The organism is Streptomyces sp. NPDC058198 (genome assembly GCF_042882605.1).
In the GTDB taxonomy this organism is placed as follows: domain Bacteria; phylum Actinomycetota; class Actinomycetes; order Streptomycetales; family Streptomycetaceae; genus Streptomyces.
This window is the reverse complement of the sequence record NZ_JBHVVP010000010.1, coordinates 93019-110017: the sequence shown is the minus strand read 5'-3', so window position 1 is coordinate 110017 and position 16999 is coordinate 93019. Positions and strand designations below refer to the sequence as shown.

The 16999-nt window shown below is 71.4% G+C and carries 12 protein-coding genes; 5 read left to right on the top strand and 7 right to left on the bottom strand.

The features are described from left to right. Positions 1–30: 30 nt before the first annotated feature. The 3 genes from ACFVWW_RS27010 to ACFVWW_RS27000 form a co-directional block, all read right to left on the bottom strand. Positions 31–3444, bottom strand: coding sequence for a BTAD domain-containing putative transcriptional regulator (locus ACFVWW_RS27010; RefSeq protein ID WP_386878091.1), 3414 nt, complete (start codon positions 3442–3444; stop codon positions 31–33). 108 nt (positions 3445–3552) lie between these two features. Continuing rightward, entirely contained in the window at positions 3553–3966 is a 414-nt protein-coding gene (locus ACFVWW_RS27005) for an ATP-binding protein (RefSeq protein WP_384185614.1), read from the bottom strand. 187 nt (positions 3967–4153) lie between these two features. Beyond that, complete coding sequence (locus ACFVWW_RS27000; RefSeq protein ID WP_386878090.1) at positions 4154–4909, bottom strand: phosphotransferase; 756 nt, start codon at positions 4907–4909, stop codon at positions 4154–4156. Here ACFVWW_RS27000 and ACFVWW_RS26995 point away from each other — a divergent pair. Then, a complete protein-coding gene (locus ACFVWW_RS26995) occupies positions 4894–5643 on the top strand; it encodes a TetR/AcrR family transcriptional regulator (RefSeq protein ID WP_384185608.1) in 750 nt (249 codons plus the stop codon). The genes ACFVWW_RS27000 and ACFVWW_RS26995 overlap by 16 nt on opposite strands. 101 nt (positions 5644–5744) lie before the next feature. On the opposite strand, the gene ACFVWW_RS26990 is transcribed toward ACFVWW_RS26995, so the two are convergent. Both ACFVWW_RS26990 and ACFVWW_RS26985 read right to left on the bottom strand, forming a co-directional pair. After that, positions 5745–6638 (bottom strand): SDR family oxidoreductase, encoded by an 894-nt coding sequence (locus tag ACFVWW_RS26990; protein WP_384192401.1) that lies wholly within the window; start codon positions 6636–6638, stop codon positions 5745–5747. 93 nt (positions 6639–6731) lie between these two features. After that, complete coding sequence (locus tag ACFVWW_RS26985; RefSeq protein WP_384192404.1) at positions 6732–7490, bottom strand: SDR family oxidoreductase; 759 nt, start codon at positions 7488–7490, stop codon at positions 6732–6734. A gap of 343 nt (positions 7491–7833) precedes the next feature. Between ACFVWW_RS26985 and ACFVWW_RS26980 the strand changes: the two genes are divergently transcribed. From ACFVWW_RS26980 to ACFVWW_RS26970, 3 genes are all read left to right on the top strand, one after another. After that, entirely contained in the window at positions 7834–10026 is a 2193-nt protein-coding gene (locus ACFVWW_RS26980; protein ID WP_386878089.1) for a discoidin domain-containing protein, read from the top strand. 357 nt (positions 10027–10383) lie between these two features. Beyond that, positions 10384–10914, top strand: coding sequence for an NUDIX domain-containing protein (locus ACFVWW_RS26975; protein WP_384192409.1), 531 nt, complete (start codon positions 10384–10386; stop codon positions 10912–10914). Positions 10915–11149: 235 nt separating this feature from the next. After that, positions 11150–12004 (top strand): glycoside hydrolase family 75 protein, encoded by an 855-nt coding sequence (locus ACFVWW_RS26970; RefSeq protein WP_384192412.1) that lies wholly within the window; start codon positions 11150–11152, stop codon positions 12002–12004. 134 nt (positions 12005–12138) lie between these two features. Here the strand turns inward: ACFVWW_RS26970 and ACFVWW_RS26965 are convergent, their stop codons facing one another. Together ACFVWW_RS26965 and ACFVWW_RS26960 are read right to left on the bottom strand one after the other, a co-directional pair. Next, positions 12139–13668 carry an amino acid permease gene (locus ACFVWW_RS26965; protein WP_384192413.1) on the bottom strand — a complete coding sequence of 510 codons (1530 nt, stop codon included), beginning with the start codon at positions 13666–13668 and terminating at the stop codon, positions 12139–12141. Positions 13669–13745: 77 nt separating this feature from the next. Continuing rightward, positions 13746–14753, bottom strand: coding sequence for a hypothetical protein (locus ACFVWW_RS26960; protein ID WP_386878088.1), 1008 nt, complete (start codon positions 14751–14753; stop codon positions 13746–13748). A 746-nt stretch (positions 14754–15499) separates the two neighbouring features. Between ACFVWW_RS26960 and ACFVWW_RS26955 the strand changes: the two genes are divergently transcribed. Continuing rightward, a complete protein-coding gene (locus ACFVWW_RS26955) occupies positions 15500–16996 on the top strand; it encodes an FGGY family carbohydrate kinase (RefSeq protein WP_386878087.1) in 1497 nt (498 codons plus the stop codon). The last annotated feature ends 3 nt before the right edge of the window (positions 16997–16999 follow it).

Below are 16999 nucleotides of genomic sequence, written 5' to 3'. Positions count from 1 at the left end.
CCCGGCCCGGCGGAACCGGCGCGGTACGCGTCAGATCAGGGCGGCGGCTTCCCGCACCGGGAGGCCGGCGCCCTCGGCGTGGGCGCGGGCGTACGCCCGCTCGTCCAGTACCGCGCGCACCGCGGTCTCGGCCCGCGCCAGGGTCTCCGTGTCGGACACGGACGGGAAAGGCCCCAGCGCGAGGCCCTCCGGCAGCGCGGTGTGGTGCTCGTACGCGCCCAGCAGCCGCGCCGCGTCCTCGGCGGCCCCCAGATGCGCCTTGGCCCACGCCGCACAGAGGAACTGACGGACGATCAGGTGCGGGGCCACCAAGTAGGCCAGGCTGTCGAGCCGCAGTACGGCCTGGACCGCCCGGTCCCGCGCCCGTGCGAACTCCCCGTCCAGACAGTCCAGCCAGCTGTGCGTGCCCGCGGCCATCCCGCCGAAGAGCACCTGCCCGGAGAAGGCGGCCGACTGTTCCAGCGCGCGCAGTTGTGCCCGGGCGAGTTCCGTACGTCCGGTGCGTCCGTAGCGCCCGGCCAGCAGCAGCCGGGCCGTGCCGACGCTCTGGACGATGCCCTCCCCCGCTTCCTCGACCGCCTCGCGCAGCAGCCGCTCCGCGTCCTCCTCGGCGGCGGCGTCCCCGGCGGACTCCAGCCGTACGGACGCCAGTCTGGCCTTGAAGAGCGGCACTTGACCGGGGGCGCCGATCCGCGCGCAGCTCTCCATGGCCCGTTCGAAGTCGGCGGCGGCCTCCTCGTACCGCCCCTGGCGCTCATACGTCTCTCCGCGCGCCGACAGCGCCTCGGCGATGGCGACGAGATCGCCCGCCCGCTCGAACAGGGCCAGTGCCTCGTCCGTGTCCAGCTCCGACCGGGCCGGTCCGCCGGGACGGTCGTTGAGCAGTTTCGCCCGCAGCATCAGCGCCACACCGAGATTCCAGCCGTCCGCCTGCTCACGGGAGGCCCGCGCCATCGCGTCCAGCATCTCCCCCAGCCCCGCGAACTCACCCGTCATCAGCCGGGCGGAGAACCACATGGTGCCCGGCTGCCGGCAGGTCTGCGGCAGCCCGGGGCGGTAGGCCGCCACGATCGCGCGCAGCCGGGCCCGCGTCTCCGGCCGGTCCGGCGCCGCGCCGTCCTCCCCGGCGCTCCACAGCGACAGCAGCCGTACGCCGCGCCGCGCCTCCCACACCTGCTCCTCCGGCCAGGGTGGCGCGAGCGCCGTACAGGGCTCGGCCAGCGGCGCGGCGGGCCGTACGGGCGCCCGGAAGGGATCGGGGCCGAGCGCGGCGGCCGCGGTGGACCAGGCGAGGGCATCGCTCCGGTGGTTGCGCAGCTGCCAGAACCAGCTCATCGAGAGCGCGAGGCAGAGCGCCTCCTGCTCCTCCTTGTGGCCGACGGCCGTGCGCAGCGCGGAGCGTACGTTGTCGTGCTCCCGCTCGAACTGTTCCAGCCGGCGGGCCTGGTGCGGTCCGCGCAGCTCCGGGTCGCCGGTGCGGACCAGCTCCCGGTAGGCGGCGAGATGCCGCAGCTCGGCCGCCACCCGCTCCCCGGACGCGTCCAGCCGCTCGGCGGCGTACTCACCGACGGTCTCCAGGAGCCGGTAGCGCATCCCGTCCGCCTGCTCGGGGGCCGCGACCACCAGCGACTTGTCGACCAGGGACGCGAGGAGCCCGAGGATGTCGTCCTCGGTGTCGTCCTCGGCGCAGACGAGTTCGGCCTCCGCGAGGGCGCAGCCGCCGGAGAAGACGGACAACCGGCGCAGCACGGCCCGTTCGCCCTCCGTGAGCAGGTCCCAGGACCAGTCCACGACGGCCCGCAGGGTCTGCTGTCTCGGCAGTACGGTCCTGCTGCCGCTGCCCGCGCCGAGCAGCCGGAACCGGTCGTCGAGCCGGTCCGCGATCTGGCGCGGCGCGAGGACCCGCAGCCGCGCGGCCGCCAGTTCGACGGCGAGCGGCAGACCGTCGAGCCTGCGGCAGATCTCGGCGCAGGCGAGCGGATCGTCGGCGGTACGGAATCCCGGTCGGGCGGCGGCGCCGCGTTCGGCGAGGAGCCGCAGCGCCACGTCCTGCGGCAGCGGCCCGACGTGCTGTACGGACTCCCCCGGCACACCCAGCGGTTCGCGGCTGGTGGCCAGCACGCTCACCCCGGGGCAGTCGGCGAGGACGGTCTCGGCCAGTTCGGCGGCCGCGCCGATCACATGCTCGCAGTTGTCCAGGACGATCAGCATCCGCCGCTGCCCACAGTGTTCGGCCAGCTGGGCGAGGGGGTCGCGGGCCGCCGCCTCCCCGGCGGCCGGGCCACGGACCACCGTCTCGCGGGCGCCGAGCGCGGTGAGGACCGCTTCGGGCACGGTCGCCGCGTCGCGTACGGGCGCCAGCTCGGCCACCCAGACGCCGTCCGGCCATGCCGGGGCAGCAGCCCGGGCGGCTTCCAGGGAGAGCCTGGTCTTGCCGGCGCCGCCGGGGCCTGCCAGCGTGATCAGCCGTGCGGTCCGCAGCTCGGCGGCAAGGGCGGCCAGCTCCGGTTCCCGGCCGACGAAGGAGGTGAGGCGATCCCGGAGGTTGCCGGAGGCGGTCCGGCCGGAGGTGGTCCGGCCGGGGGCGGTCCGGCCGGGGGCGGTCCGGCCGGAGGTGGTCAGTCCGGAGGTGGTCAGTCCGGAGGTGGTCGGTCCTGCCGGGGTCCGGCCGGCGGGGGTTCGGCCTGGAGCGGGTGCGGCGGTCCCGTCCTCGGCGAGCAGTGCGGCGTGCAGCGCGCGCAGCTCACGGCCGGGCCCGGTGCCGAGGCGTTCGGCGAGCCGGGCGCGTACGTCCTCGTACGCCTGTAGCGCCTCGGCCGGCCTGCCGGCCGCTCGCAGGGCCCGGATCCGCAGCGTCTCCACCCGCTCGTCCAGCGGCTGTTCGGCGGCCAGGGCCGCGAGCCCGGCGAGGGCCTGTTCCGGCCGGCCGCGCTCCACGTCGGCGGCCAGCCGGGTCCGGCGGGCCTCGGTACGCCGCTGTTCCGCGCGGACGGCCGGCGGATCGGCGTCCCGTCCCGGCAGATCCGCCAGCGCGGGCCCGTCCCAGAGCGCCAGGGCGTCGTCCAGCAGTGCGGCGGCCCGGTCGGCGTCGCCGCCATGGAGCGCGTCGTCGCCCGCCGCGACGAGCCGCTCGAAGCGGAAGAGGTCGATGTCCTCGCGTCGGGCCGTCAGCCGGTAGCCGCCGGGCGCCGACGCCACGGCTTCACTGCCGAGGGCCCGCCGCACCCGTCCCACCAGGGCCTGGAGCGCCGCGATCTCGTCGGCGGGCGTGTCCTCGTCCTCGCCCCACACCTGGGCGATCAGCCGCCCGGTGTCCACCACCCCGCCCCCGGCCGCGGCGAGCGCGGCCAGCACCGCCCGCAACCGCGCCCCGCTGAGCGGCACCTCGGTCCCGTCCGGGCGAAACGCCCGGGTGGCGCCGAGTACGCGGTAGCGGTAGGTCACCCGGCCATTGTCCCCGGTGGCCCGGGATCAAGACGCCCCGGGCAGCGCCCGGGGCGTGTGTGCGAAGTCCCGCGACAGGGCAATCGATGCCGGGAGCCGGGAGCAGCGCTAACAGGCCAGGACCGCCTGTACCGTCTTGCCCCTGCCTGGCCCGCCGAGCACGGCGAACCGCCGTGAGAGCTCGCGGACCATCGCGATTCCCCTGCCGCCCTCGGCCATCGCGTCCATCGGGCGCAGCCGCGGCTGTACGGGGCTGTTGTCGTGGACCTCGACGGTGACCCGCCCGTCCCGCACGCTCAGTTGGAGCCGGCAGCTGCTGCGGCCATGGCGGGTGGCATTGGTGACCAGTTCGGAGACGACGAGCGTCGCGTCGTCCACCCGGTCCGCCGAGACCGTCTCGCCGCAGCCGTGGCTGAGGTAGGCGGTCGTCAGATGCCGTGCCCAGCGGGCAGATGTCTCCGACTGCGGCAGAACGTACGTGGCGCGTGCGGCACGCCGCCGGGCATGTCCGTGCCCACGCATGGCGATCACTCCCTTCGTCAGGGACCGGGTGCCTGCCCCGAACGGGGAGGCCCTCCGGGGCCCTTGCACCGCAGCCGGTCCGTCTTTTGCTGATTCCCGGCTTGCGTGATCGACAATCGTGTGCATTCGGCGCGGACTTCCGGACTCCTGCGACAGCGGGCGGAAGCCGCGCGCCCGGGGGGTCGCCTCATGCCGTCAGATGGGCGAGCGCGTGTGGCAGATGTGCTTCGACGACGCTCCGCATGAACGCGCGGTCCGGGAAGTCCCCTTCGAGAAGCCGCAACGGTCCCGCGACGAGCGAGAGATGCGTGGCGAGCCGGTAGAACCGCAGCCGGTTCTCATCGAGTCCGGCCCGGTGCAGCACCGGATAGTCCTCGCCGAACCGGATGCGCGGAAAGACATGCTCCCACTCGATGTCGAAGTACATGAGTCCCTCGATGTCGATGAGCACCGGGTGGCCGTCCGGGTCGACGAGCACATGGTCGGGGCCCAGTTCGCCGTGGATGAGTCCGTACGCGTGGCGCGGCCGCACGGCGGCGGCCAGTTCGCGGGTGACCCGCGCCAACGGGCCACGCGTGGCGGCCACTCGGCTGTCACGGCCGGCGGCCTCGGCGAGGTCGCGGAGCGCCCGGCCGAGAACGACCTGTTCGCAGGTCCGGTCCTCGCGCACCTCGTCCCCGGCGACGTGCGCGACCTTCCCGAAGGCCGGACCCCGCTGTGCGTGCATCACGGCGAGCATCTCGCTCAGGCGGGTCATGACCGCCCGGGCGCTGTCGCGGTCGCGCTGGAGCAGCGCCTCCAGCGTGCCACCGCGGGCATCCGACGACTGCTCCGAGAAGCGGCAGCCACGCCGGCGGGGCGCCGGGGCGTAACGTTTGACACATATATGCGATAGCAGCGCTACGCCCTCGTTGGTAGCATCCTCGTATGAGCACGCGAACACGCATTCTGGAGGTGGCCGCCGATCTGCTGGCGAAGTCGCCCGACGGCGAGATTTCCACGCGGGCGGTCTGTGAGGCCGCTCAGGTCGGGGCACCGGTGCTCTACCGGCAGTTCGGCGACAAGGAAGGGCTCCTCTCCGCTGTCGTCGACCATGGCTTCGACACCTATCTGGCGACCAAGCGGGCGCGGGAGCTCAGCTCCGACCCGATCGAGGATCTGCGCAACGGCTGGGACACCCATGTCGAGTTCGCGGTGACGCATCCGAATCTGTACCGGCTGATGAACTCCCCCTCGATGCACAAGCCGCCCACCTCGGCCCTGGAGTCGCATCAGATCCTCACCCGCGACCTGGAACGGGCGGCGGCCCAGGGCAAGCTGCGGATCTCCCCCGATCTCGCCGCTCAGATGGTCATGTCGGCCAATGTCGGTGTGGCGCTGATGCTGGTCGCCCGTCCCGCCACCTTCACCGACCCCGATCTGTCGCGGCGGGTGCGGGACGCGGTGCATGCCTCGGTCTTCACTCCCGAGGCGATGTACGGCACGGCCCCGGCCGGCGATGCGGCCCCGGCCGCCGTTCCCGCGGGGCCCGGCACCGAGACACCGGCGGCCGCGGCCCGCCTGGGGGCGCTGGTGCGGCAGTCGCCGCCGGCGGCCCTGACCACCGTCGAGGCCGCGCTGCTGACCGAGTGGCTGGAGAAGGTGTCGAACGCGCCCCAGGCCGCGGCCTCCGCCTAGGCCCTGCCCGGCGGATCCCCCGCCTCCGGTACACACCGCGGGCCGCGTCCCCCACGTGGGGGACGCGGCCCGCGGGTCCTGGCCGGGCAGATCCCTCACCGTCACGCGGCGTGCGGGGCCAGCAGGTCGGCGAGACCGATGCGGGTGAGAAACTCGCCGCGCACCCGGTCGGCCACGTCGCTGACCTCTTCGGAGCCGTCGTTCGCCGGGTCGACATGAACGCGGAAGGGCCGCTCGCCGTGCGGCGCGTCGACGACCTTGACGATGGCGTCGGCGACCTGGCTGACATCGGCGTCAGCCGGGGCCAGGGCGGCCAGCCGCTGGGACACCTGATCCATCAGACCCGCGTAGTGCTCCTCGTAGGCCTTGACGATGTTCTCGTCGGCGGGGTGACCGCCGGTGGCGAAGTGGTTGGTCCCGGAGGTGAAGGAACCGGGCACGACGATGGACGTCTCGATGTCGAAGCGGGCGAGCTCCGCCGCGTAACTCACCGCGAGGGCGTCCATGGCGGACTTGGCCGCGAAGTAGGGGGCGAGATAGGGCGGGGTGCCGCCCTTGGTGCTGGTGGAGCCGATCCAGACCACCAGTCCGTGCCGCTGGGCGCGCAGCTGCGGCAGAGCCGCCCGGTTGAGCCGCTGGGTGCCGAGGACATTGGTGTCATAGACGGCCGCGAGCTCCTCGGTAGTGAAGGCCTCGGTCGGGCCCGTCACCATGTGGCCGGCGTTGTGGATCAGGACATCGAGGGTCGGCCGCTCGCTGAGTATGGTCGCGACCGCGGCGTCGGCCGACTCCTGGGACAGCACGTCGAGTTCGACGGTCCGCAGATCCACGCCGTGCTCAGCGGCGTACGCGGCGGCCTCTTCGACCCTGGGGGCGTTACGGCCCGTGGTGTTGCGCATGCCCGCGTAGACGGTGTGGCCCGAGCGGGCCAGGGCGCGGGCCGCGAGGGCTCCGAAGCCGGATCCGGCACCTGTGATGACGATGGTCTTGCCCATGGCGGAACTCCTTCAAGAAAAAATGTGGGAACGAGAGGGTGAGGAAGCAGAAAACGGGTGGCGAGGGAGAAGACGGGAGGGGCCGGACCGCGGTCAGATGATGCCGCCGTTGGCGCGCAGGACCTGTCCGTTGACCCAGCGGGCGGGGCCTGCCAGGAAGGCGACGACCTCGGCGATGTCCTCCGGGGTGCCCAGGCGCTCCAGGGGCGGCTGGGCCGCCATCCGCGCGATGGTCTCCTCGTCCTTGCCGTCCAGGAACAGGGCGGTCGCGGTCGGTCCCGGCGCCACCGCGTTGACGGTGATGTCCCGTCCGCGCAGCTCACGGGCGAGGATCAGCGTTATCGCCTCGACGGCGCCCTTGCTGGCCGCGTACGCGGCATAGCCGGGGAGAGCCAGGGCCAGCACGGAGGTGGAGAAGTTGATGATCGCTCCACCGTCGCGGAGCCGGCGCGCCGCCTGCTGGTCGACGACGAAGGTGCCTCGGATGTTGGTGCGGTGCATCCGGTCGAGGGCGTCGAGATCGGTCTCGACCAGCGGCGCCAGGGTCATGGTGCCCGCGGCGTGCACGACCACGTCGACTCCGCCGTAGGTCTCCGTGGCGGTGTCGAAGACCGCGGCGACGGCCGCCTCGTCGGCCACGTCGGCCTTCGCCGCGATGGCCTGGCCGCCCGCGGTGGTGATCGCCTCGACCGCGGTGTCGGCCTCCGTCTTGTTCCCCGCGTAGACAACGACGACCGCGAAACCGTCCGCCGCCAGACGCTCGGCGCTCTGCCGGCCGATGCCCCGGGAGCCGCCCGTGACGATGGCGACGCGGCGGGCGGGGGTCGTGTTCTGCGTGGTGTTCTCCGTCATGGCCATGCTCCGTTCCGGTCTGGGTGCGCTCTCCGCATCCCGTTGGAACAACGCTAACACTCATTCGTTAGCGTCGCTACCCCATGCTCGTAGCAATGCTCCACTTCCTCGGGTCCGTCGTCAGATCCTGAAAAGACCCCTACCCGGGACACTGAACAAATAGTGACAATCACCGCGACACGCGCGCTATTTGTTGTTCGCACCGGAACGGGTCGCGCCGGTTTCGCGCACAACTCTTGACGTGTACGAAACACGAGAGAAGCATCTCTCCTGCCGAGAGAGCGCTCTCCGGCTTCTTTCCCGCTATGACTGCCCGTCGTCCGATGACTCAGGAGACCTGCCCATGCACGCTCCTCCGCTCTCCTCACCGGCGTTCCGGAGATCCTCGCCCGCGCGCAGGCGGGGACTGGCCGCTTCCGTCGCGGCCACTCTGATCGCCTCGCTGTTACTCCTCATCCCCAGCACCACCGCTCAGGCCGCGCCCACCCTGCTCTCCCAGGGCAAGCCGGTAACCGCCTCCAGCCAGGAGAACGGCGGCACCCCCGCCACCGGCGCCGTCGACGGCGACAACGGCACCCGCTGGTCGAGCGCCGCCGCCGACCCGCAGTGGATTCAGGTGGACCTCGGCTCCACGCTCGCGGTCAGCCAGATCGTGCTGCGCTGGGAAGCCGCCTACGCCAAGGCGTACCGCATCGAGTTCTCCACCAACGGCACGAGCTGGACGAGCGCGTACTCCACCACCACGGGCCCCGGCGGCAACGAGACGCTCAATGTCTCGGGCAGCGCCCGCTACGTACGGGTGTACGGCACCGCCCGCGCCACCCAGTACGGCTACTCCCTCTGGGAGTTCCAGGTCTACGGCGGCACCTCGGGCGGCACCGGTGACCCGCTCCCGGGCGGTGGCGACCTCGGTCCCAACGTGGTGGTCTTCGACCCGTCGACCCCCAATATCCAGGGCAGGCTGGACCGGATCTTCCAGCAGCAGGAGTCGGCCCAGTTCGGCACCGGCCGCTACCAGCTGCTGTTCAAGCCCGGCACGTACAACAACATCAACGCCAACCTCGGCTTCTACACGTCGATCTCGGGCCTCGGCCTGTCGCCCGACGACACCACCTTCAACGGTGATGTGACCGTGGACGCCGGCTGGTTCAACGGCAACGCCACCCAGAACTTCTGGCGCTCCGCCGAGAACCTGGCGCTCAACCCGGTCAGCGGCACCAACCGCTGGGCCGTCGCGCAGGCCGCGCCGTTCCGCCGTATGCACGTCAAGGGCGGGCTCAACCTGGCCCCCAACGGGTACGGCTGGGCCAGTGGCGGCTACATCGCCGACAGCAAGATCGACGGCACCGTGGGACCGTACTCCCAGCAGCAGTGGTACACCCGCGACAGCTCCGTCGGCGGCTGGACCAATGGTGTCTGGAACATGACGTTCTCCGGGGTGGAGGGTGCGCCGGCGCAGAGCTTCCCGAACCCGCCGTACACCACGCTGAACAACACTCCGGTCTCCCGTGAGAAGCCGTTCCTCTACCTGGACGGCAACGCCTACAAGGTGTTCGTCCCCGCCAAGCGCACCAACGCGCGCGGCACCACATGGGGCAACGGCGCGCCGCAGGGCCAGTCCCTGCCGCTCGACCAGTTCTACGTGGTCAAGCCGGGAGCGACCGCCGCGACGATCAACCAGGCGCTCGCCCAGGGGCTCAACCTCATCTTCACCCCGGGCATCTACCACGTCGACCAGTCGATCAACGTGAACCGCGCCAACACGGTCGTGCTGGGTCTGGGACTCGCGACGATCATCCCGGACAACGGGGTGACGGCCATGAAGGTCGCCGATGTCGACGGAGTGAAGCTCGCCGGCTTCCTCATCGACGCCGGTCCCGTGAACTCCCCGACCCTGCTGGAGGTCGGCCCCCAGGGCGCGGCCGCGGACCACTCCGCGAACCCGACCACGGTCCAGGATGTCTTCATCAGGATCGGCGGCGCGGGCCCCGGCAAGGCGACCACCAGCATGGTGATCAACAGCGATGACACGATCATCGACCACACCTGGATCTGGCGTGCCGACCATGGCGCCGGCGTCGGCTGGGAGACCAACCGGGCCGACTACGGCCTCCGGGTCAACGGTGACGATGTGCTGGCGACCGGTCTCTTCGTCGAACACTTCAACAAGTACGACGTCGAGTGGGTCGGCGAGAACGGCCGGACGATCTTCTTCCAGAACGAGAAGGCGTACGACGCGCCGAACCAGGCGTCGATCCAGAACGGCAACATCAAGGGGTACGCCGCCTACAAGGTCGCCGACTCCGTCAACAACCACGAGGGCTGGGGGATGGGCAGCTACTGCAACTACACCTCCGACTCGACGATCCAGCAGGACCATGGATTCCAGGCACCGGTCAAACCCGGTGTGAAGTTCCACGATCTGCTGGTCGTCTCCCTCGGCGGCATGGGCCAGTACAACCACGTCATCAACAGCACGGGGTCACCCACCTCGGGCACCTCGACCATCCCGTCGACGGTGACCTCGTTCCCCTAGAGCACATGAGCTCGTAAGGAGCACGTGCGCTCATAGGGAGCACGTGAGCTGGTAAAGCGGTCCGCACACGCGGGGCCCGGCCTCTGATCGAGGGGCCGGGCCCCGTCCTGCGTGTGGGTGTGTCCTATGCCCCGTCAGCCGAACGGTCCGTCAGACCTTTGGGACGACGGCCACGGACCCCGGACGGCGCAATCTTCATACAATCGGCTCGGTGGCACCCCTAAAGATCCTGGGGCCTCACCGCAGGCCTGTGGCCCGTACGTTCCCCCGCCGGGCCCCGTCCCACCGTCGCTGAGGACGGCGTTTCTCCCCGCGTCCGAATGGCGACGTGATATGCCCGCGAACAGACTTGACGACATGTCGGGCAAGCGAAGCGCGGGGCTCCTTCTGTACCGGGTCACGGACACCGGTCCCGAAGTGCTTCTCGGGCACATGGGCGGGCCGTTCTGGTCGGGCCGCGACTCCGCTGCCTGGTCGATCCCCAAGGGCGAGTACGGCCCCGAGGAGCGGCCCGAGGCCGCCGCCCGCCGCGAATTCCAGGAGGAGCTGGGCCTGCCGCCGCCCGAGGGACCGTGGACACCGCTCGGCGAGTCCCGTCAGCGGAGCGGCAAGTCGGTCACCGTCTGGGCCGTCGAGGGAGATCTCGACCCCGCCCTGGCCGTGCCCGGCACGTTCACCATGGAATGGCCCCGGGGATCGGGCGTCCTGCGTGAGTTCCCGGAGCTGGACCGGGTCGCCTGGTTCGTCCTGGCGGACGCGGTGGAGCCGCTGGTGACGGGACAGCGCGTGTTCCTCGACCGGCTGGACCAGTGCATACGGGCCTACCGCCGTCCCCCTCCGACCGGCCCGCAGGGCCGGTCCGGCAGCCAGGGCCTGTCTGACACATAGCGCCGTCCGCCCGAGGGGCGCGGCTCGCGCCCGCCACGGAGCGTCTGCTGTCCCGTCGGCTCCTGCCGTCGCACGGCGGAGTGCCTGCGTCGCACCAGGGCCGGGACAGACATGCAGGACAGACATGGCTGACTCCGAACGGCGCAGCGTGTGCGCGTGCCGGGCGCCGCGGGCCGGGCCGGATGTGTCAGACAGGCCCTAGCGGCCTCACCTTCCACGAAAAGGATCTTTCTCCGTGCAGACTCGCACCCATGTTGTCATCGCCGTTGGCACGGCACTGGTGGCCGCCGCGGCACTCCCCGCCATCGTGCTCCCCGCCCTGGCCGAGCCCTCTCACGTCCTGGAACCGCCCTATGCCGCGCCGTCCCCCGCACCCCCGGCCGGCGCGCCGCCCTACACCGCCCCCGCCCCCGCACCGCCCAGCCCCGCGCCGTCCGCCCGCCAGGGCGCGCCGGGCCCGCCCGCCGGGCAGAGGGCGGTCGGCCGCGGCGGTCCCGCCCAGAACTACGAGGTCAGCGCGGCGGACCTGCTGGCCAAGGCCAGCCGCTGCAACCAGATCTCGCAGGGCATGTACCGGCTGGACGAAGGCAGTCCGGGCACGGTCCCCGTCTGCGACGCGAACGGCGCCGTGTTCTGGCAGGCCGACATGGACATCGACTGCGACGGACAGTCCACGTCGGGGTGCAACGGCGCCACGGACCGGACGTTCCAGACCACGACCGCCTACACACAGTCCGACGGGCAGCCGCTGAATTCGGAGGAGCTGCCGTACATCGTCGTGCCGAACGCGAGCTCGATCTGGAACTTCAGCTCGTCGGGCATCCGGGGCGGCTCCGTAGCGGCCGTCATCCACGGCGAGAAGGTGGAGTACGCCGTCGTCGGCGACACCGGCCCGCCCGGGATCATCGGGGAGGCGTCGTACGGCATGGCCCGCGCCCTGGGTATCCCGTCCGACCCCGATCGCGGCGGCGCCGGCGAGGGGGTGACGTACATCCTCTTCAAGGACTCCCAGATCTCCACCCTCGAAGACCGGGCCGCCACCGTCCAGCAGGGCAAGGAACTGGCGAGGAGGTTCGTCGAGGAGAACTAGCGCGAAGAGCCCGAAGAGAAGGGCGGCGCGTTCCTCAGGAGACCGAGGGGTGGCGCGCGGCGGGGGCCCTGCACTGGGCCGGGCCCCGGCCGCCGCACACCACGTCCTGCTGGGTGCTGCTGAACAGATACCTTCTAGACAATGCTTTCGGAGATCTCCGACTGCTCGCGGGCGCTTCCGTACGCCTTCGGCGTGCTGTACGAGCCACGGGCGACGTACCACCACACCGTCGCCAGCACCAGCACGACGGCCAGCGCGATCACGGCGTAGTTCATCGAGTCGGCCGTGACCGGGTTCGACTGCGGCAGACAGAAGAGCACCGTGACCAGGGCCACCCACACCACGGCGATCCAGCCGATCGGCTTGCTCCAGCGGCCCAGCGTCCAGGGTCCTGCCTCGAAGCGGTTTCCGGCGCGCAGCTTCAGATAGATCGGGATGGCGTACGCGGGGGTGATGCCGATGACATTGATGGCCGTCACCGCGCCGTACGCGGTCGCGGAGTACAGGGACGGCACGGCGAGCAGGCACGCGACGATGACCGACAGCCAGACCGCGGGGACCGGGGTCTGGGTGCGGCTGCTGACGCGCCGCCACAGCGCGGAGCCCGGCAGGGCGTTGTCGCGGCTGAAGGCGAACACCATCCGGCTGGCCGCGGCGACTTCCGCGTTGCCGCAGAACAGCTGCGCCACGATCACGAGCAGCAGCAGCGCCGTGGCACCGCTCGTGCCGAGGGCGTCGATCAGGATCTGCGCGGGCGGCACGCCAGTGGCGCTGTTCTGGGCGCCCGCGTAGTCCTGGATGGCGAAGGTGAGGCCGGCCAGCAGGACGAAACCGGCGATCCAGGAGACCCAGATGGCCCGTACGATGCCGCGCGCGGCCGTGACGGAGGCGTTCGAGGTCTCCTCCGACAGGTGCGCGGAGGCGTCGTAGCCACAGAAGGTGTACTGCGCCAGCAGCAGGCCGATGGCGGCCACATAGATCGGGTTGTCCCAGCCGGTGTCATTGACGAACTCGGTGAAGACGAACGAGGCCGACTGGTGGTGGTCGGGGATGATCGCGAGGGCGCCGACAATGACGGCGACACCCCCGAGATGCCACCACACGCTGATCGAGTTGAGCACACTGACCAGCCGGACGCCGAACAGGTTCAGCACGGCGTGCAGCAGCAGGATGCACATGAATATGACCATGGTCCAGCCGGGCGTGGGGGTGAACCCGAACTGGAGGTTCAGAAAGGCCCCGGTGAACAGCGCCGCGCCGTAGTCGATACCGGCGATGGCGCCCAGCAGCCCGAGCAGGTTGAGCCAGCCGGTGTACCAGCCCCATTTACGGCCGCCCAGCCGGTCGGCCATGTAGTAGAGGGCGCCCGAGGTGGGGTAGGCGCTGGTGACCTCGGCCAGCGCCATGCCGACGCAGAGCACGAACAGGCCGACGCCCGCCCAGCCCCAGAGCATCACCGAGGGGCCGCCCGCGCCCATTCCGAAGCCGTACAGGGTCATACAGCCGGACAGGATGGAGATGACGGAGAAGCTGATGGCGAAGTTGCCGAAGCCGCCCATACGGCGGGCGAGGACCGGCTGATAGCCCAGTTCGCGCAGCCGTTGCTCTTCATCCTTCTGCGGTGTGGGGTCGGCCTTCGACCAGGCCGGTGGGGAGACGGACATGGAAGTACCTCCGGTAAGGACATCAACAAGGGGGGACGTCAGTGGTGCGGTGGGACATGGCGCGGTGCGGACGCGGCTCAGCCGGACGGCCCGTTCCGCGGATCACGGGCCGCGCCGAGACAGCGGCTTCGGGCGCGGAGGAACACCTCCTCGGCCTGAGCGGAGTCGCCGGGGCTGCGGGTGCGGTACGCCCACGGCAGAGCGGCGTAGAACGGTCCCAGCGCGTCGAACACCCGGGCCGCTTCATCGAATTGGAGCCCGCCCCACAGGGCGTGCGCCAGATAGTTGAGGTCGAGCAGCGAGACCTCGTCCAGGGCCGCCCGGTCGAACCACAGATGCAGGGCGCGCAGGGCGTCCCGGGTCGCGTCCTCCGTGACCCAGTGGAGGTCGAGCGCTTTCTCGTGGCCGTTCTCACGGCGGTAGCGCTCCACTCTGACGAACAGCGGCAGGGCGTGCAGCGCGGAGCCCTCGGGCGCCGAAGAGGCCGCCCACTGAACGAAGTTGACCGCCTCAGACAGCGATCCGTCGGTCCGCCGCGCGTAGACGAACTGCAGCATGCGGTGGTACGCCTCGCGGTTGTACGGATCGCGCTTGTCGGCCTCGGCCAGCAGGGCCCAGGGGCCGGGGAACAGCATCGGCCCCGGCGGAGCCAGCCGGTGTTCCTCCAGCCGCTGCCGGCCGTCGAGTTGGGAGAGGGCCAGCAGACACACCCAGGGCACGGGATCCGCCGGAGCGTGGCGTGCTGCGTCTCCGCAGGCCTCCCAGGCCCCCTGCCACAGCTCCTGGGTGCGTGGATGCCCCTCACGATGGGCTCGTAGGGCGCGCTCCACCAGGACCCGAGTGTGCATCACGGTCGCGGCGACGCTCCGGGGCTCTTCCGCCCGCCATGCCTGTACGGCGTCGGAACCGGCCGCCACGGTGGCCAGCACCTGGGTCCGCTGGGTCCAGCGCGCCCAATCGGGCGTCTCGTCAAGGAGGTTGCGCATCGAGACCCAGCGGCCGGTGCGCAGATCCTGGACCGCGGTGCGCAGGTCGTTGTCGTGGCCCGCCGGGTGGTAGACGGGGCGGAAATTCCCGCTCGCCATCAGCTCGGCTCCGTCCGCCCGGGTGGCGACAGGAGCGGGGAAACTAGCGCGTGTTGCGAAAGTCCCGCCTGGCTCGTGACGCCCGGCACGCACGCTCGCCGCGTTGTCGGAGTCGTCCGAGTACGTCCAGTACGAGGACGATCCTCCGCCTTGCGATCACACGCGCCGGACGCCGCGAGCCCCGCCCTGCGGGCGGACGGCGCTACTTTCGCAACACGCCCTAGCACAGGGCCCCCGTCCCTGTCCCTGGCGGCCCAGGGACGCGGGGGTGTCGCGCACTCCCGCGGTCCGGGGTGTGCGCCCCGCGGGCCGTACATGACCGGGCACGGCCGAAGAGGCGCCCGGGTGGAAATGTGGTGGTCATGGATCCTCTGGAACGGTGGGGGGTGAAGCGGCCCGGCGTCGTCGTACGAAGACACGGACCTGTCGTGCCCGCAGGCAAGGGCGAACCGGTCGAGGACGCCCTGGCGCTGTTCGGCGATCAGTGTAGGGCTCGGAGTGTCGGCACTCGAACACTTTGCTGATCTTTCGCAACTCTCCGTTGATCAACGGGGGTTGGGCACCTCCCGGGACTGCTCCAACGGGCCGGGTCCGGGCCGCCGGGACAGGCCGCGCCGCTTCCGGTCACGGACGGCCCAGAGCACCCTTGACGCCCGCTCTGACCTGCATCACGCTTTCGCACAGCAATCACCTACCCCCTCACGTACCTGCGACCGAAGCACGTTCCTGCGACCGAAGAACGGGACATGCCGCCAGCCCAGCACGCGCACAGCGCCTCCGGAGGCTCAGCCGCCCGGCCGGTACTCGCCATCGATCAGGGCACCTCGTCCACCAAAGCACTGGTCATCTGCCCCGAACGCGGGGTGATCGGCACGGGATCCGCCCCGGCGCCTCCCCGGTACGGCTCCGGCGGACTCGTGGAGGTCGATCCGGCCGTCCTGCTGTCCTCCGTGCTCGACGCCGGACGCCAGGCCCTCGCCGACGCGGCGGAACCGGTCGCGGCCGTCGGACTGGCCAACCAGGGCGAGACCGTGCTCGCCTGGGATCCGGGCACCGGCGCACCGCTCACCGACGCGATCGTCTGGCAGGACCGGCGCGCCGAGCCGATCTGCGTCGAACTCGCCCCGTACCAGGAGCAGTTGACGCAGCTGACCGGGCTGCCCCTCGACCCGTACTTCGCCGCGCCCAAGATGGCCTGGATCCGGCGCCGGCTGACCCGCGAGGGCGCCGTCACGACCAGCGACTCCTGGCTGATCCACCAGTTGACCGGCGCGTTCGTCACGGACGCCGCGACCGCGGGACGTACCCAGCTGCTCGACCTCGACCGGGTCGACTGGTCACCCGCGGCCCTGGACATCTTCGGGCTGTCCGACGAGGCGCTGCCCCGTATCGTCGACGCCGCAGGACCGGTCGGCACCACTACCGCCTTCGGCGACGAGATCCCGCTGACCGGGCTGCTCGTCGACCAGCAGGCCGCACTGCTCGCGCAGAACGTGACCGAACCGGGCACCGCCAAGTGCACCTACGGCACTGGCGCGTTCCTCCTCGCGCAGACCGGCGACCGGCCGCGCCGGGGGACGACGGGCCTGGTCAGCTGTGTCGCCTGGCGGCTCGGCGGACGTACCAGCTACTGCCTCGACGGACAGGTCTACACGGCCGCTTCCGCCGTGCGCTGGCTCACCGATCTCGGGGTGATCTCCGGGGCCGCCGATCTCGACCCGGTCGGCTTGTCCGTACCCGACAGCGGCGGGGTCACGTTCGTACCGGCGCTCGCCGGACTCGCCGCGCCGTGGTGGCGCGGCGACCTGCGCGGCTCGGTGACCGGTCTCGGCCTGGACACCGGCGCCGGGCATCTGGTGCGCGCGCTGTGCGAGGGCATCGCCGCCCAGGTCGTGGAGCTGGCCGACGCGGTGGCCACCGATCTCGGTACGCCGCTGACGAGCCTGCGGGTCGACGGAGGTCTCACCCGGTCCGCGCTGCTGATGCAGACCCAGGCCGATCTGCTGCAACGCCCGGTGGAGGTCTCGGCGTTGCCCGATGTCACGGCGCTGGGGGTGGGCGCGCTCGCGCGGCTGGGACTCGATCCGGAGCTGGCGCTGCGGCAGGTGATACCGGAGTGGAAGCCCGCCGCGGTCTATGAACCGCGGATCGGCGCGGCCGAGGCGGCCGACCGTCTCGGCGTCTTCCGCTCGGCGGTGGCCGCGCTGCTCGACCGTACTCCCCCGCCCGCCGAAGCACGCTGAGCC

Bases quoted from the DNA above. Each gene is read 5' to 3' on its own strand.
- ACFVWW_RS26980 (WP_386878089.1), top strand. From the start codon at position 7,834: ATGCACGCTCCTCCGCTCTCCTCACCGGCGTTCCGGAGATCCTCGCCC.
- ACFVWW_RS26995 (WP_384185608.1), top strand. From the start codon at position 4,894: ATGAGCACGCGAACACGCATTCTGGAGGTGGCCGCCGATCTGCTGGCG.
- ACFVWW_RS26985 (WP_384192404.1), bottom strand. From the start codon at position 7,490: ATGACGGAGAACACCACGCAGAACACGACCCCCGCCCGCCGCGTCGCC.
- ACFVWW_RS27005 (WP_384185614.1), bottom strand. From the start codon at position 3,966: ATGCGTGGGCACGGACATGCCCGGCGGCGTGCCGCACGCGCCACGTAC.
- ACFVWW_RS26960 (WP_386878088.1), bottom strand. From the start codon at position 14,753: ATGGCGAGCGGGAATTTCCGCCCCGTCTACCACCCGGCGGGCCACGAC.
- ACFVWW_RS26975 (WP_384192409.1), top strand. From the start codon at position 10,384: ATGTCGGGCAAGCGAAGCGCGGGGCTCCTTCTGTACCGGGTCACGGAC.
- ACFVWW_RS26990 (WP_384192401.1), bottom strand. From the start codon at position 6,638: ATGGGCAAGACCATCGTCATCACAGGTGCCGGATCCGGCTTCGGAGCC.
- ACFVWW_RS26965 (WP_384192413.1), bottom strand. From the start codon at position 13,668: ATGTCCGTCTCCCCACCGGCCTGGTCGAAGGCCGACCCCACACCGCAG.
- ACFVWW_RS26955 (WP_386878087.1), top strand. From the start codon at position 15,500: ATGCCGCCAGCCCAGCACGCGCACAGCGCCTCCGGAGGCTCAGCCGCC.